We start from the raw sequence: 14656 nt of genomic DNA, 5'->3' as shown, positions 1-14656 counted from the left end.
GCAATGCCCCTTGTGCCCATTGCGACTCGCGTCTAAAAACGCAGCCATGATGCGAGGCGCTCTCAGCGATATCACCAAGGCCGTTGGCCACACTCCGATCGTCAAGTTGAACAAAGTCACCGAAGGGCTCGAGAGCGAGATCTACGTCAAGTGCGAGTACCTGAATCCGGGCGGTAGCCACAAAGATCGCGTCGCCATCAACATGCTGCGCGATGCCGAAGCCGCAGGCCTCAAGCCCGGCGGCACGATCGTGGAAGCAACGAGCGGCAACACGGGCGCAGCACTCGCGATGAACGCGGCCGTCCGCGGCTACAAGTGCGTGTTCGTCATGCCCGACAAGATGTCGCAGGAAAAAATCGACACGCTGCGCGCCTTCGGAGCCAAAGTCGTCGTTTGTCCAACCGCGGTCGAACCCGACGATCCTCGCAGCTACTACCAAGTCGCAAAACGTATCGCGGAAGAAACCCCAAACACGTTTTACGCCAACCAGTACCACAATCCTTCCAACCCGAACGCTCACTACCTTTCGACCGGCCCCGAGATTTGGGAGCAGTGCGGCGATGAAGTCGATGTGTTCGTCGCAGGCATGGGCACGGGCGGAACCATCAGCGGCACGGGAAGATACCTGCGCGAGAAAAAGCCTTCGATCAGGCTCGTGGGTGTCGATCCCGTCGGCTCACTTTATTACGACTTCGTAAAAACCGGGCGCATCACAAAACCCTTCAGCTACAAGGTCGAAGGCATCGGCGAAGACTTCTTCCCGAGCACGATGGACCTAAAGATCATCGACGAAGTCGTGCGCGTCGACGACAAGGAGTGCTTCCTCATGACGCGCGATCTCGTGCGTCTCGAAGGGCTTTTCGTCGGTGGATCGGGCGGCGCCGCAGTGTCCGGAGCGATCAAGTACGCGAGACACAGCGGACGCAAGGAGCGGATCTTGGTGCTCTTGCCCGATGCCGCGTCGAAGTATCTCGGCAAGATCTTCAACGACAACTGGATGCGCGAAAACGGCTTCCTCGAAGACGAGCATTCGCTTGGAACCGTGCGCGATCTGCTGAGCGGAAAGGCGCTCGGCGAGGTCGTTTCGGCGAGCCCGAAGGATTCCGTGGGCACGCTCATCAGCAAGCTGAAGACGTTCGGCATCAGTCAGATCCCCGTGGTCGATAGCGGGCAACTCTGCGGACTCGTTCACGAAGTCGACCTGCTCAGGTTCCTCGTCGAAGGCAAAGGCAACCTCGATTCGAGCATCCAGGGGCTCATCGAGAGCGAGTACGCGACGGTGACGGTCGACACGAAGGTGGAGCTTTTGAAGGGCGTTTTGAACGATGCGCGTGTGGCGATCGTGACAGACGGAACGCGTGTCGTCGGGATCATCTCGAAGATCGATCTCATCGACTTTTTGGCCAAGCGCGTGACGACCTGAGGCGACGATGATCCCGAGCATCGAAGCGGTGGAGGCGGCTCTTTCGGAGTTTGTCACGAAAGACGTACTGCTACGCAAAGAGCCCCTCGGTCGAGACGTGGATCTGTTCGATGCAGGCTTCGACTCGCTGTCCTTGTCGCGTGTCTTGGTGTTCGTCGAACAGCGGTTTGGAGCGGCGATCCCGGATCAGGACGTGGTGATCGACGAGATCGCGACGATCGCATCGATGGCTCGGTTCGTCCACGGCTACGTCGGCAAGACGCAGCGATGAGCGGACGGGACAAACCGTTTCGCCTCGAAGCGGGCTTGTTCGCAGGACATGGGGATCGGGTCGCGCTGTTTGGCAAGACAGACTCGATGACGTACCGCAAACTCGGCGAGCGTGCTCGATGTGTCGCGGACGCGCTGGAAACGCTGCGGATCGCGGCGGGTGAGCCTGTGGGGCTGGTGTCGGCGGGGCGGGCGCTGGACGAAGCCGTGGGGCTCGTGGGCATTGCGCTGCATGGAGCTGTCGTGGTGCCGCTCGATGCATCGGCGCCGGCGGCTCGATGGGGCGCGATCATGCGGGCAGGCGGCGTGCGTGTGGTTGTTCATGACGAACCTGCGCGAGCGCTCGTGGAGGCCGCGAGTGCACATGCGGGGCGGACGATCGCGCGCGTGTGTGTCGATGCGTCGGGGCGGATCGTGGACACGGCTCGAGGCGAAACGACTTCGACGAATGCTGCGATCGATCCGATGCTTGCTTGCATTTTGCACACGTCGGGCACGACGGGAGGACCGAAGCCGGTGCCGATCACGTGGGACGGCCTCGATGCGTTCACCGGATTCATGAACGATCTCGTTGGTTTGTCCGAGGGTGATCGGGTGCTGCGGGTGGCCGAGCTGGTGTTCGACTTGGCGTGGTTCGATCACGTTGCGACGTTCCGCGCAGGGGCGACGTTGTGCGTGATGTCGCGACGAGACTTGGCGACTGGGCGGTCGTTACGGGCCGCCATGACGACGCTCGAACCGACGGTGGTGTATGGCGTGCCGAGCATGTTCATGAAGCTTTCGGCGGCGTGTGGAGCGGGCGAACATCTGTATCCTGCGCCACGAGCGATTTTGTTTGCGGGTGAAGTATTTCCGCCGCGGGAGCTGGCGACGTTTGCGGCCAAGGTGCCGTCGAGTCGATTGTGGAATTTGTACGGGCCGACCGAGACGAACGTGTGCACGTATTACGAGGTCAACCGCGACAAACTCGACGGGGAGCAAGAGACGCCGATTGGAGTGGCTTGCCCGTATGCGCGATGCAAGCTGGTGGTGGAGGGGGATAGGACGCGCGATGTCGAGGGTGCGGGGATTGGCGAATTGGTTGTGGAGGGACGAACCACGGTGGGTGGTGGGCCGTACGCGACGGGGGATCGGGTCGAGCTCGAGGCGGACGGTTATTATTATTTTCGCGGTCGCATTGACCGGATGGTGAAGATTCGCGGGTATCGCGTGGAGCCTGGGGAAGTGGAAGCGGCGCTGGAAAGGCATTCTGCGGTGCGACAGGCGGCGGTCTTGGCGGTGGACGATCCGCGCATGGGAAAAACGTTGCGAGCGTTCGTCGCGGTACGTGAAGACGTGGACGAACGGGCATTGCGTGGTTTTTTGGCGGAGCTGTTGCCAGCGTACATGGTTCCGGAGCGAGTGGTCTGTCTGGACGAACTACCGCGCACGGTGACGGGCAAAACGGATTATGGGGCGCTGAGGAGCGTGGGGGCGAGGTAGAAGAACGCGACCGGCTCCGGATGTCCGTTATAGCAAGTTTGCCGCCGCGAGCGAATACGTTGGACCATCGGCGCCGATGGCTCCGCTCTTGCTGAGGAGACCCTTGACGAACAACGTGCCGGTATCGACGGCAGCGCAATCACGATACACGACGCTGTTGTCACGCGCATCGAGCAAGAGAGGCGTGACTTTTTCCGTGGCCATGTCGTACGCGAAGATGCCGTAGCTGCCATGGTAGACGACTTTGTTCTTGAATTTGCACCAGCCTCCATTGCCGTCCGGGTGATGAATTTGGGCAAACGTCTTGTTCATCGAGTAACCCGCTTTGATCTTGTCCGTGATGTCCTCGCGCGAGTCCGACGCCATATCGTACCGGAAAAACGTTTTTCCTTGTGAATAGACGGCGCCCCCTGCATAGAAGTTTGCACTCCCAACCTGCTGATCGTTCTTCACCCATTTCGCTTTGGCGTCTCCGAGGTCGGCCATCCAAATGCGAAACCCCTCGTCGAAGATGAGCGTCGTGCCGTCGACCGCAAAATCGTGGAATTCTCCCATCACATTGGGCGCGATGAGATCGTCGAGCGCCAAGATGGTCGTGGGGGTTCCTTGGCCCGGCGTCCATTTTTGCAGGACGTGTTTATTCGAATTGCCGTCGATCACCACCACGAAAAGCTCATTTCCCGTCACCGAATACGCCCACCACCGTTGGCCGAAGGGCGGCGCGGGGAGCGGCAATGTGCCGAGCAGTTTTTCAGGCGATCCTGCTTCATACACATTTGCCCCGTCGAGCTCGTTCATGGACGCGACCACGGCGGCCGACGCTTCATAATTGATCGTGTCGACCGGATTCGGCGTTCCGGGCCCCGTGAGATACACTTTGAACGTGTAATCGGTGCGAATTTTTTTGGAATCGTCGAAGCCGCGCAGAAGTGGATTGCCACCGCCGACTTCGACCCAATAAAGGGTATTTCCAGCCGCAAAAAAATCTTGCGCTGGCGTATCGACGAACACAGCGCGTTTGTCTTCGAGGCTCTTTTGGAGGTTGTCGTATTCGGCGATGTCTTCCTCTTGGGTTTGCTCGTCAGGGGCGCCTCCCGCACCACACGCGAAGAGCGTGCATGCAAACCCCAAAACCACGCCATGACGGACCATGTTCAACATCGGTGGGCTCCTTTCGAATATCATTCGAAGTAGCACGTCTCCCGCGAGACGGATGAACTTCTTCCAAGCCATGGTCATAGAATGTCCGAACGCCCTGCGCGTGCTTTTTTCTTTGCCAGAAGCTGCATTCTCAAACACCATACCGCTCCGCTTCCGCGATGTCACGCAAAGGTCCCGCTGTTCTGCTTGCATTCGTGCTGCTCGCTCTCGCGGCCGCTGGCATCGTGCTGGCTCGGCGATCGCCAGCGCCCATGCAAACGCCTCGAGCGCCGACCGCTGCGCCACCCTCCGAACCAGATGCACCTCGGCGCGCGTGGCCCACGCCGTTTTCCGTCAAAGTAAAAGATTTGCCTCCGCGCGAAGAACTACCTCCAGGTACGATACGAATTCTCGTCGTGGGTGATTCGGTCGCCAAGTTTTTGGGGCTGGCGATGCGCTACAGACAAGACGAAGCCCAAGCGTTCGTCGCGGAACGAGGTGTTGGGAATTGTTCCATGTTCGCGCCTGCGCCATACATCGAGAACGGCAAACGATTGATGAGCTCGAGTTGTTCCGAGGATTGGGCGAGCGACGTTGCCGAGCTTCGGCCGGACGTGACGTTGATCGTGATGGGCGGCGGATTTTTCAGCAAAGAAGCGTGCAGCGTTTCATTTCGCAATGCCTACGAAAAACGGCTTTTCGAGTTGACGCGGGCCATGGGCGCCCACGCGGGGCACATCGTAATCACGCGCGTCCCCTACCCCGTCAAACATTGGCGTCACAGCAACGTGCTCGCTCGGGTCGACTGTTTTAATGAAGTGCTCGTTGATAGCGCGCAAGAAGGCAAATACGACGTCTTGGATTTGATGAATCACGTGTGCCCGACTGTGGCGTGCAACCTAGAGAGCGAAGGAAAACCCATCAGGCCCGATGGTCTTCATTTCGATGGCGGGGGCGCGGAGGAGACGGCCAGGTGGGTGCTCGCCGAGCTGCGCAGAATGAATCAGCAAGCTCCTCGTCATTGACGCTCGCAAGGTTTCCGCCCCGCGCTCGGAGCCCGCGCTCTTGCGATCATCTATTTGGCGGATGAGTGTACGATACGTATCGTTACGTTCTAGTGGGGTTGAACGATAGATACAGGGAACACTTGGAGCGCGGTGTGTTCTGCGGCAAACGCGTGCCGTTTGTCACTCGTTCGACGAAATCGAAGAATGCGACACACCTGGTTATTGACTGTCGATGGTGCCAAACCATGCTGCCGATGAAGGGTTTTAGCGCCCCATCGACATCCACCACACACGTTTTGGTTACGACACGACAATCCATTCTTGTCTTTTCGCGATTCAATCAAAAGTTCGTCCGGGTAAAACATTCCGATGCGCAACAAATTCGTGCTGGAGATCGCCCGCGCGCTTGACACGCGAAATTCGTGCGCAGGGGATTGACGGAACGAAAATGGTTTGTCTTCATGAGGCGGCACGATTCGAGGTGCCCGGCCGGCAGCATGTAGCATCGTTTGGACGCGCCAAACCGGTGCTCGAAACGGGCCCCCTCGAACTTCTCGCTGGGCCAATGCGCCTGGGAGGTAGAAGGATGAGCGCTATTTCCTCGAAGACGAACGGATTCGTAAGCCAACTCGGTAAAACGGTTCCCTTCTTGCTCGTTGCGGTTCTTTCGGGATGCGTAGATTCGGGCAATTGGAGTGAAAACGTTGGCGAGACGGCAATGAGCTTCGAAGAGTTCGAGGCGCGGACATTCCGCGAGCCGGATACGGGAATCTATATTGTCGACGGGGATACCCCCATCGACGACATCAAGAAGCTCGAAGAGTTTTACGAACAGCACGTACGTCAGGGGGCGCTCATCGTGCATCGACCCGGAGGCCAAGATGCGAAATGGAACGACACGCAAAAGATGCAACTCACGTATTGCGTGAGTAATACGTTTGGCACGCGATACCAGGCCGCGGTCACGGCCATGGAACAAGCGACGGCGGCGTGGGAACAGGTGACGAACGTCAATTTCACGCACGTGACTGCGCAAGACTCGAATTGCACCGCGAGCAACCAGAACGTGCTCTTCGACGTGCGACCGACGAGCAGCGGCGGGTATCTCGCGCGGGCGTTCTTCCCCGGCGATTCGCGTTCCTCGCGAAACATCCTCATCAGTACGAGTGCGTTTCAATCGAATGGCAACCCGACGGTGACCGGCGTTTTGCGTCACGAGCTAGGCCATGTGCTCGGTTTCCGGCACGAGCACACGAGGCCTGAAGCTGGCACGTGCTTCGAGGACAACCAGTGGCGAGCGCTCACGCCTTACGATTCAAAATCCGTAATGCATTACCCTCAATGCAATGGCACGGGAGACAAGACGCTGAGCCTTACCCAAAAAGACATCGACGGCGCCGTGCTGTTGTACGGTGAGCCCGGAGGAGGTGGTGGTGGCGGCGGTGCTGGCGGTGCCGGTGGCGGTGGTGCTGGCGGTGCTGGCGGTGCCGGTGGCGGTGGTGCTGGCGGTGCCGGCGGTGGCCCGGGAGAGCCGGTCGAGGGTACGCCGATGACGGCCACGTGGAATGGAACCGTCCTGAAATACGAAATGGTGCAGCTCGAGCCAGTCGACGTGGTGGAAGGAACATCGTTCGAAGCCACGATGACGGGCAGCGGAGATCCCGACCTTTACGTGCGATTTGGCACGCAGCCGACGAAGTATGCGTGGCATTGCCGCCCGTACAAGACGGGGCCGAACGAGAAGTGCACATTGACGGTACCCACCGGCGTAAAGCAAGCGTTCATGATGGTTCGCGGGTACAAGTACGGTCAGTTCAACGTCACGGCGAACTACACGACTCCTTGAAAGCTCTCGGTCGAAGCCCGTTTTTCCGGCACTCGCGTTCCCCGAACTCGCCCGCTTCGCGGGCTCAAACAGCGGGGCCCCTCGCGAGCGCCGAAAAATTCGGGCTTCGACCTCGATACCAGTTCATCGCTTGCCCCATACCCCCCGAGAACAGACTGGAGCCAAGGGGTTAGAATCGTAGGGTCAACGGCCGCGAAGTACCGCGGCCGTTTGGCCGAATAGAACTTTGCGGGCCTCGTCGTCCATGGCGGTTTTGCGCGGTAATTCGCGCCCCACCGCTCGACCTCGCTCGACGGCTGGCCGAGCTGCAATGGCATCGAACCACCGTTTCAAATGCGGAAAATCGTCCATGTTCTGCCCTTGGGTTTTCCACGGTACGACCCACGGCCACGCAGCCATGTCCGCAATCGAATAATCACCTGCGAGGTATTCGCGATCGGTCAAACGTCGATCCATGACGCCGTAGAGACGATTCACTTCGTTCGTGTACCGGTCGATTCCATAAGGAATTTTTTCCGGTGCATACTCGCGAAAATGGTGGGCTTGTCCGGCCATGGGCCCAAGGCCCCCCATTTGCCACATGAGCCATTGGGTGACTTCGTACTTCCCGCGGGTATCCCGAGGCATGAATTGGCCGGTTTTTTCGGCGAGATAGAGGAGGATCGCGCCAGACTCGAATACGCTGATGGGCGCGCCCCCGCCGAGCGGTTCGTGGTCGACGATGGCCGGCATGCGGTTGTTCGGACTGATGGCGAGAAATTCAGGCTTGAACTGGTCACCTCGCCCGATGTCGACAGCAACCACCCGATAAGGCAGCGCCACTTCCTCGAGCATGATGGAAACTTTGCGCCCATTGGGTGTGGGCCAGTAGTAGAGATCGATCATCGTTGTGGTCCCTCGTCCGTTAGAATTCGCCCATGAGGCCAATGGCCGGATAGACGATGTTGCTGCCCAAATCGAAATTGGCAATGTTTTTCCCGAGCACAACGAGGTCGCCGTTCATGATGAGGCGCACGACCGTGAGCTCGAACGCGAGAAATACGTACTTGTACCCCACGGCGACGCCACCCTGCGCTCCCACGTAAAACCCATTGCCCCCAAACGACGCAAGCTCGGCCCGGCCCGCCGAAACGCCGGGAATGGGAAGAATGTCGAGCGTCAGCTCCGTACTGAACCGCGTGTACATGAACCGTGGTCCACCCCAAACGCGATACCAGTTGCCTCGCGTACCGAAGACGAGCGGCACGTCAATCTGAAAACGCGAGAAATCGTCGAGCTTCAGAATTGGATCGAACAGATCTCCAAGCGGTATCGGAAGCGCATAATAACCTAAGCCCAATCCCACCGTGGCGTCGATGTTGTGCTTGTCTTTCTGTAGAAATTGATAGCGTCCGCCAAGACGCAACTGATTCGTCGCGTACCGCAGCGACACCTCGAGGTTGTCGATGACCGTGAAACCAATGCCTACGTGAGGCGTCGCCGAGGGGGGATTGAGCACGGTTGCCGAGGCCGCTCGATAAAGCTGATTGACCTCGTCGTCCGTAAGCTCACGTTCACCGGCAGCATCAATGAGCGTGTCGGCAGCATCGATGGCGTCCGTGATGATGCCTGTGGGAATGGATACATCCATCCCGAATTCGGCTTGTGCGTGATGTTTGGGAGCCACGTGGGCCGGCTGCATGCTCGACAAGGCAGGAGCACAACCCGTTGCATGAAGTGCAAATAAAGTAAGGGGAATGGTAACGCTTCGAGCTTTCACGCTCATGACGCTACCACGGAAGCCAAGCCGGCTCCGAGGATCGATTTGGCTCCCTACGTCGGCTCAGCTCTTGACGACGACCGGCTCACGTTCGGCAAACATGGGGGCGAAAATACGCGACAGCGCGACGCCCGCAGCTTCGACCGGGGGCGGTTCATCACCCACCGCAGCAAGACGCAACGTGCGGCCATGAATGGGCACGTCGAATGCCATCAGCCCCTGGCCCTGCGTAAACTCGTCAATCATCGGCGCGATGCGCTCTTCGTTCTCGAACGCGCCAAGCGCCGCCAACCACTCGTGATCGTACCCCTTGCCAGCCCCCGAAACGAGCAGGCCCTCCTCCGTTGCAAGCGCCATGGCCTTCACCCGGCCTCGCTCGATTACCGCCTCGAGATACAAACTCGCGGCTTCCGAAACCATCTCACTGCGCCTTTTGCGTCGGTCGTTCGTCATGTAGGTGATCCTCCGCTCCCGTACGACACTAGGCTACCTGTGCGATGATGAAGGGCCAACAAATTTGTTCGAGATGGGATTACTGGCACAAGGAAGGCAGGCAACCTACGATGGTTTTTGCGTTTGCTCTCGATTGCCCGCCTCGAAACCCGAGTTCGGGGTTGGTCTTGGATGGGGCACGCGTGATGCGCCAATTCTCTGCGTCGGGACGCCGAGTCACGGAAGATGCTGCCTGAGAAGATCCCTGCGCTCATTGCTTCGCGCTATCGCGTGATCCAGCCGATTGGCGAGGGGAACATGGGCACCGTGTACCTGGTCGAACACGTGTACACGGGCGAAGAATTGGCGATGAAGGTGCTTCAGGCGCACGCGGGTGCGAATCCGAAGCTTGTCAAACGGTTCAAGCGCGAGGCGTGGTTACCCGCGCGAATTCGCAGCGACCACGTCGTTCGAGTGATCGACGCCGACGTATCCGCAGAGCTCGGAAATGCGCCGTTTTTGGTGATGGAGCTGCTGCGCGGTTCGGACCTCGAAGCGTACGTGCAGAGGCAAGGAGCGCTTCCGCCGAGTGAGGTGGTGGGCATTTACTGGCAGATCGCCGATGCATTGAGCAAGGCGCACGCTCTGGGCATCACGCATCGAGATCTGAAGCCCGAGAACATTTTTTTGCACGAGCATTTCGACGGGCGAGTCATCGTCAAACTGCTCGATTTCGGCATCTCCAAGATGGCCGGCGAAGGGCTTGGAAACATCGCCGACGCGGGGCTCACGCGCACGGGCGCAGTGCTCGGGACGCCGCTCTACATGCCGCCCGAACAAGCCACGGGAGACACGCCACGAATTGGTCCGAGCTCGGATCTTTGGGCGCTCGGCCTCATCGCGTACCGACTGCTGACAGGAGCGATTTATTGGAAATCGCTCACGATGGCCGAGCTGCTCGTCGAGATTTTATCGAAGCCGATGCCTCCGCCGTCGGAGCGCAATTCGCTGATCACGCCGGCGTTCGATGCATGGTTTTTCCAGGCGTGCGACCGGGATCCGACGAAGCGATTCGCGTCGGTGTGGGACTTGGTCAAGGCCCTTGCGCGGACGCTCGGAATTGGACCGCCCGTCGACGAAGCCACAGTCCCGCGGATGGTTTTCCCTACGGAACCGGCCCTGCAAATCGAAGAGGTGCCTCCTACGGAAAACGCGAATGCCGCGCCGATGCAGGTGCCGGCCGCGCCCGACAGTGCGCCTCCCGCAACGATGCCCTCGCATGCGGTGCCGCGCTCGGAACGAGAACGCACGCACACGCGCCCGTCGTCTCGGCAACGGCACAACGTCCAGTTGCAGGATCGAGAGTCGAAGGTGCCCTCGGCTGTGCCCCTGCCCCCTCCGCGTTCGTCGGAGCCATCGGAGGCAGCGGGCGCAACGCTTTTGCGCGCGGGCAACGAGACGCTCTTGCCGGAAGCCGAAAGGCGTCAGCTCACGATCGTCGCATGGGATGTGCTCGCAGCGTACGAGCCCTCGACGAACATCGACCGCGACAAACTCGAGCGTTTGACGAGCGAGTACAAGGACATGTTCGTCCAGGTCATCGCGCGGCATCGTGGGCAAACGGCGGCACCGCTAGGCGAAGGACAACTGGCCTACTTTGGTTATCCGATCGCGCGCGAGGACGACGCGAGACGAGCGGTAGCGGCTGCCCTCGAGCTCATCGAGACGGCAGAAAAGCTCAACACGCGGCAAACCAGCCTACGTCTGGATGTGCGCGTTGGAGTGCATACGGGGCTCGTGCTGACGTGGGAGATTTCGGAAGACACGACTGCGCAACCAGCAGCGATCGCTGGAGCAACGCCGACGGTTGCATGGCGGCTATCGAGCTTGGCGCGGCGCAACGGAGTGCTCATCAGCGGCACGACCCAACGTCTCGTGCGGCATTTTTACCAATGTCAGAGTCACGGTTTGCGCACGCTGAAGGGGTATCCGCAGTCGATCGAGACGTTTCAGGTGAGCGACGAAAACGGCGCGCAAAGTCGCTTGCAAGGAATGCCCACGGGGCGTCTCACGCCGATGGTGGGGCGCGATTTGGAGCTCGGCCTGCTCCTCGATCGATGGGCTCGCGTCGAAGAGGGATTGGGGCAGGTCGTCATCATCGTGGGCGAGGCAGGCATGGGCAAGTCGCGCTTGACGCGGGTTTTTCATGACAGACTCGACTCCATGGCGCACAAGTGGATCGAGACGCGATGTTTGCACGACCATCGCGACCGACCGATGCGTCCGATCGCGACGCTGTTCAGCCAGCTTTTCGTGCTCACCGACAAAGACACGCCGCTCGAAAAGATCAGCAAGCTCGAACGCGCGATGACGCACTTTGGCCATTCGCTGGACGAAGTGATGCCGCTCTTCGGTGAGCTCATGGGTTTGCCCGTGTGGGATCGGTATCCGCCGATCGAGCTGACGGCCGAAGAACAGCGCGGGAAGCTTTCGGAAATGTTGGTGTCGGCGATCGACGCACTGGGGCAACGGCAGCCCGTGGTGTTGCTCATGGCCGACCTGCACTGCGCCGATCAAGCGACGCTCGAATTCATTGGCGAGTTTTCCCAAGAGATCGCAACGCTGAACGCGCTCTTGCTCGGCACGGCGCGGCCGTCGTTCACGGCACCATGGACCCCACGCGCGCACATCAGCACGGTGACTCTCGGACGGCTCACGGCCAAACGCGTGAAGATGATGGTCGACGAGCTGACGAAAGGTATCGAGCTTCCGAAGGAAGTTTTCGATCAGCTCATCGACAAGACCGACGGGGTTCCGCTGTTCATCGAAGAGATGACGAAGACGCTGCTCGAGTCGAAGACGCTCGTCGAACGAGGTGGCCGGTATGTACCAAAGGCCGCGATGCCCGAGCTCACTGTGCCTTCGACGCTACGTGACTCGCTCATGGCGCGAATCGATCGCCTCGGTTCGGCCAAACGCGTCGCGCAACTGGCCGCGATTCTCGGACGCGAGTTTGCGTATGACCTGATCGAGGCGGTTGCGCCGATGGATGCAGCTTCGCTGCAGCGTGGCCTGGAGAAACTGGTCGAAGCCGAGATTCTGCATCAGCGTGGCCGCATTCCACGGGCGACATTTTCGTTCAAGTACGTGCTGATGCATGCGACGGCGTACGAATCGATGCTGCACAGCACGCGGCAGGTGTATCACCGCAAAGTCGCGCAAGTGATGCTCGAGAGATCCATCTCTTCGTCACAGGATGCGAACAAGAGTGCGGCAGCGGACGTGGACAAAGGCACTGGGTCGGACAAAGAGGAACGCAACGAGACGGGCCAAAACGAGCCGCTTGTGCCGGAGCAAAACATTCGTGACGTGCTTCGGTCGATGGCCCAAGAAAAACCCGCCAAACAGGATCTTCCTCGCAAGGATTGGAAGAAACGTCCTTCCTGAGACGAACGATGAAAGCGATTCGAGTCGATGGGTTCGGTCCACCGTCCGAGGTGGTCCGGTACCTCGATGTGCCAGAGCCGGAACCACCGCACGCGGGCGAGGTTCTGGTGGAGATGATTGCAGCTCCAATCAATCCGTCCGATCTGTTGATTCTCCACGGCGTTTACGGTGCGCTGCCCAAGCTGCCGACGATTCCGGGCAAAGAAGGTGTCGGTCGAGTGATCGCGCTGGGCCCCGGTGTCGAAGGGCTCGCTCTGGGCAAGCGTGTACTGCTCCCGCTCAACGCGGGCACGTGGCGCGAGCGGATGAAAGTGGCAGCGAACGAAGTCGTTCCGGCACCGGAGGATGCGCCGATCGAACAACTGGCGATGGCGACGCTGAATCCACTGGCCGCATTCTTCGTTCTCGAAACGATCACGAAGCTCGAGCCGGGCGAATGGATCGTGCAAAACGCGGCCAACTCGGCGTTTGGTCGTTGGATCATCGAACACGCCAAAGCCCGCGGGCTGAAGACGGTGAACGTGGTTCGCCGTGCGGCTCAATGTGCGCCGCTCAGAAAGCTCGGAGCCGACGTCGCGCTGGCCGATGGTCCCGAGCTTGGCAAACGCGTCACGGCCGCGACGCGTGGCGCGAAGATACGTTTCGCACTGGATGCCGTTGCAGGTGAAGCCACGACGCGCATGACGAGCTGCATCGATCATGGCGGGACGGTGGTTTGTCTTGGAACAATGAGCGGCGATGCCGGCTGCGTCGCGACCAACGACTTGGTGTTTCGCGACATTCACGTGCGTGGTTTCTGGTTCGCTTCGATGCGAGCGCAGTTGCAAAAGCCCAGGCTCGACGAAGTCCAAGCTCGCGTGCTCGATCTCATCGCCCAAGGGACGGTGACGATTCCGGTCGAAGCCACCTACACGCTCGACCGCATCAAGGAAGCGGTGGTGCACGCGGAACGAGGCGGACGCAGCGGGAAGATCTTGCTGGTCAAGGGGTAGCGCCCGAACGCGCGACGATCGCGGCAAGCATGCGACCACTCTTGTCCGCATCGCGCCGAAACGAAAAGTAGCGCTCGACGTTGCACACGGTGCATCCGGGCACGTCGTCGATGCTGGCGTCGTCGACGCCTGCGCTCACGAGTTGCGCGCGAATGACGCGACGCAGGTTCACGTGCGGTTTGGCGAAGCTGCGATCGATGACGGACGGCCCGGCGGAAGAAGCGCTGGCGAGATCGCGAGCAACGTCCTCGCCAACTTCGAAGCAGCACGTTTCGATATGCGGTCCGATGGCTGCGATGATGCTGGGTGATGGTGCGAGGCTACGCATCACCTCGACACCGGCGCTGACGACGTTGGCCACGGTTCCGCGCCAACCACTGTGAGCCGCGACGACGGCGCCGCTCCTGCGATCGCCGAGGAGCACGGACACGCAATCGGCGGAGCGTACGGCGCACGCAACACCGGAGACGCGGGATGCAGTGATGTCGGCCTTGCGTTCGACGACCTCGTCGCGGTCTTCGGAGCCGTCGATGATGACAGCGTCCGTGCTGTGAATTTGCGACACGAAGTAGAGTTGTTCGAGACGAACCCCGAGCGCAGCGGCGCAGCGGCGAACGTTTTCTCGTACTGCGGCGGGATCGTCTCCGGTTGCGCCGGCGGCAACATTGAGAGAGTCAAGCGGAAATTGACTGACTCCGCCGATTCGGGTGAAGAAAGCATGTTTGAATCCCGCAGCGCTGAGCAGCGGCGAAACGTCGAACAACGCGGCTGTGGAATCAGCATTCGGGGTGGAGCGTTGGGACGCTTGCTCTCCGTCAGGTCGCAGCACGGAAACCATCCTCAATGATTGAGGCTCTC

General features: G+C 60.1%; 12 protein-coding genes. 7 read left to right on the top strand and 5 right to left on the bottom strand.

Going from position 1 to position 14656, the window contains the following annotated elements; genetic code table 11:
* Positions 1 to 46 precede the first annotated feature (46 nt).
* From IPM54_24740 to IPM54_24730, 3 genes are read left to right on the top strand one after another with little or no spacing between them, the layout of a single operon-like run.
* Positions 47 to 1423, top strand: coding sequence for a cystathionine beta-synthase (locus tag IPM54_24740; GenBank protein ID MBK9262998.1), 1377 nt, complete (start codon positions 47 to 49; stop codon positions 1421 to 1423).
* A 7-nt stretch (positions 1424 to 1430) separates the two neighbouring features.
* Entirely contained in the window at positions 1431 to 1694 is a 264-nt protein-coding gene (locus tag IPM54_24735) for an acyl carrier protein (protein MBK9262997.1), read from the top strand.
* The gene (locus tag IPM54_24730) at positions 1691 to 3175 is read left to right on the top strand and encodes an AMP-binding protein (GenBank protein MBK9262996.1); all 1485 of its coding nucleotides are present in this window, start codon (positions 1691 to 1693) and stop codon (positions 3173 to 3175) included. Before IPM54_24735 ends, IPM54_24730 begins: the two co-directional genes overlap by 4 nt.
* 27 nt (positions 3176 to 3202) lie before the next feature.
* On the opposite strand, the gene IPM54_24725 is transcribed toward IPM54_24730, so the two are convergent.
* A complete protein-coding gene (locus tag IPM54_24725; protein MBK9262995.1) occupies positions 3203 to 4336 on the bottom strand; it encodes a hypothetical protein in 1134 nt (377 codons plus the stop codon).
* A 158-nt stretch (positions 4337 to 4494) separates the two neighbouring features.
* On the opposite strand from IPM54_24725, the gene IPM54_24720 reads away from it, so the two are divergent.
* Positions 4495 to 5340 (top strand): hypothetical protein, encoded by an 846-nt coding sequence (locus tag IPM54_24720; protein MBK9262994.1) that lies wholly within the window; start codon positions 4495 to 4497, stop codon positions 5338 to 5340.
* 568 nt (positions 5341 to 5908) lie between these two features.
* Positions 5909 to 7168: a matrixin family metalloprotease gene (locus IPM54_24715; GenBank protein ID MBK9262993.1), complete on the top strand. Its 1260-nt coding sequence runs from the start codon at positions 5909 to 5911 to the stop codon at positions 7166 to 7168.
* Positions 7169 to 7351: 183 nt separating this feature from the next.
* Here IPM54_24715 and IPM54_24710 read toward each other — a convergent pair whose 3' ends face one another.
* Genes IPM54_24710 through IPM54_24700 form a run of 3 tightly spaced genes read right to left on the bottom strand, consistent with a single transcriptional unit; the run spans position 7352 to position 9380 of the window.
* On the bottom strand, positions 7352 to 8053 hold the full coding sequence (locus tag IPM54_24710; protein MBK9262992.1) for a glutathione S-transferase N-terminal domain-containing protein: 702 nt from the start codon (positions 8051 to 8053) through the stop codon (positions 7352 to 7354).
* 19 nt (positions 8054 to 8072) lie between these two features.
* Positions 8073 to 8933, bottom strand: a complete 861-nt coding sequence (locus IPM54_24705; GenBank protein MBK9262991.1) for a hypothetical protein — start codon at positions 8931 to 8933, stop codon at positions 8073 to 8075.
* Positions 8934 to 8990: 57 nt separating this feature from the next.
* Positions 8991 to 9380, bottom strand: a complete 390-nt coding sequence (locus tag IPM54_24700) for a hypothetical protein (protein MBK9262990.1) — start codon at positions 9378 to 9380, stop codon at positions 8991 to 8993.
* 225 nt (positions 9381 to 9605) lie between these two features.
* On the opposite strand from IPM54_24700, the gene IPM54_24695 reads away from it, so the two are divergent.
* Both IPM54_24695 and IPM54_24690 read left to right on the top strand, forming a co-directional pair.
* Positions 9606 to 12806, top strand: coding sequence for a protein kinase (locus IPM54_24695; protein ID MBK9262989.1), 3201 nt, complete (start codon positions 9606 to 9608; stop codon positions 12804 to 12806).
* 8 nt (positions 12807 to 12814) lie between these two features.
* Positions 12815 to 13798, top strand: coding sequence for a zinc-dependent alcohol dehydrogenase family protein (locus IPM54_24690; GenBank protein MBK9262988.1), 984 nt, complete (start codon positions 12815 to 12817; stop codon positions 13796 to 13798).
* Here IPM54_24690 and pgeF read toward each other — a convergent pair.
* Positions 13788 to 14636: a peptidoglycan editing factor PgeF gene (gene pgeF, locus IPM54_24685; protein MBK9262987.1), complete on the bottom strand. Its 849-nt coding sequence runs from the start codon at positions 14634 to 14636 to the stop codon at positions 13788 to 13790. The two genes, IPM54_24690 and pgeF, sit on opposite strands and share 11 nt — an antisense overlap.
* Positions 14637 to 14656: the final 20 nt, after the last annotated feature.

The sequence above is a fragment of the Polyangiaceae bacterium genome, assembly GCA_016715885.1.
Lineage (GTDB): Bacteria > Myxococcota_A > Polyangia > Polyangiales > Polyangiaceae > Polyangium.
The sequence above is the reverse complement of the archived record's forward strand: the minus strand, read 5'-3'. Positions and strand labels throughout refer to the sequence as shown.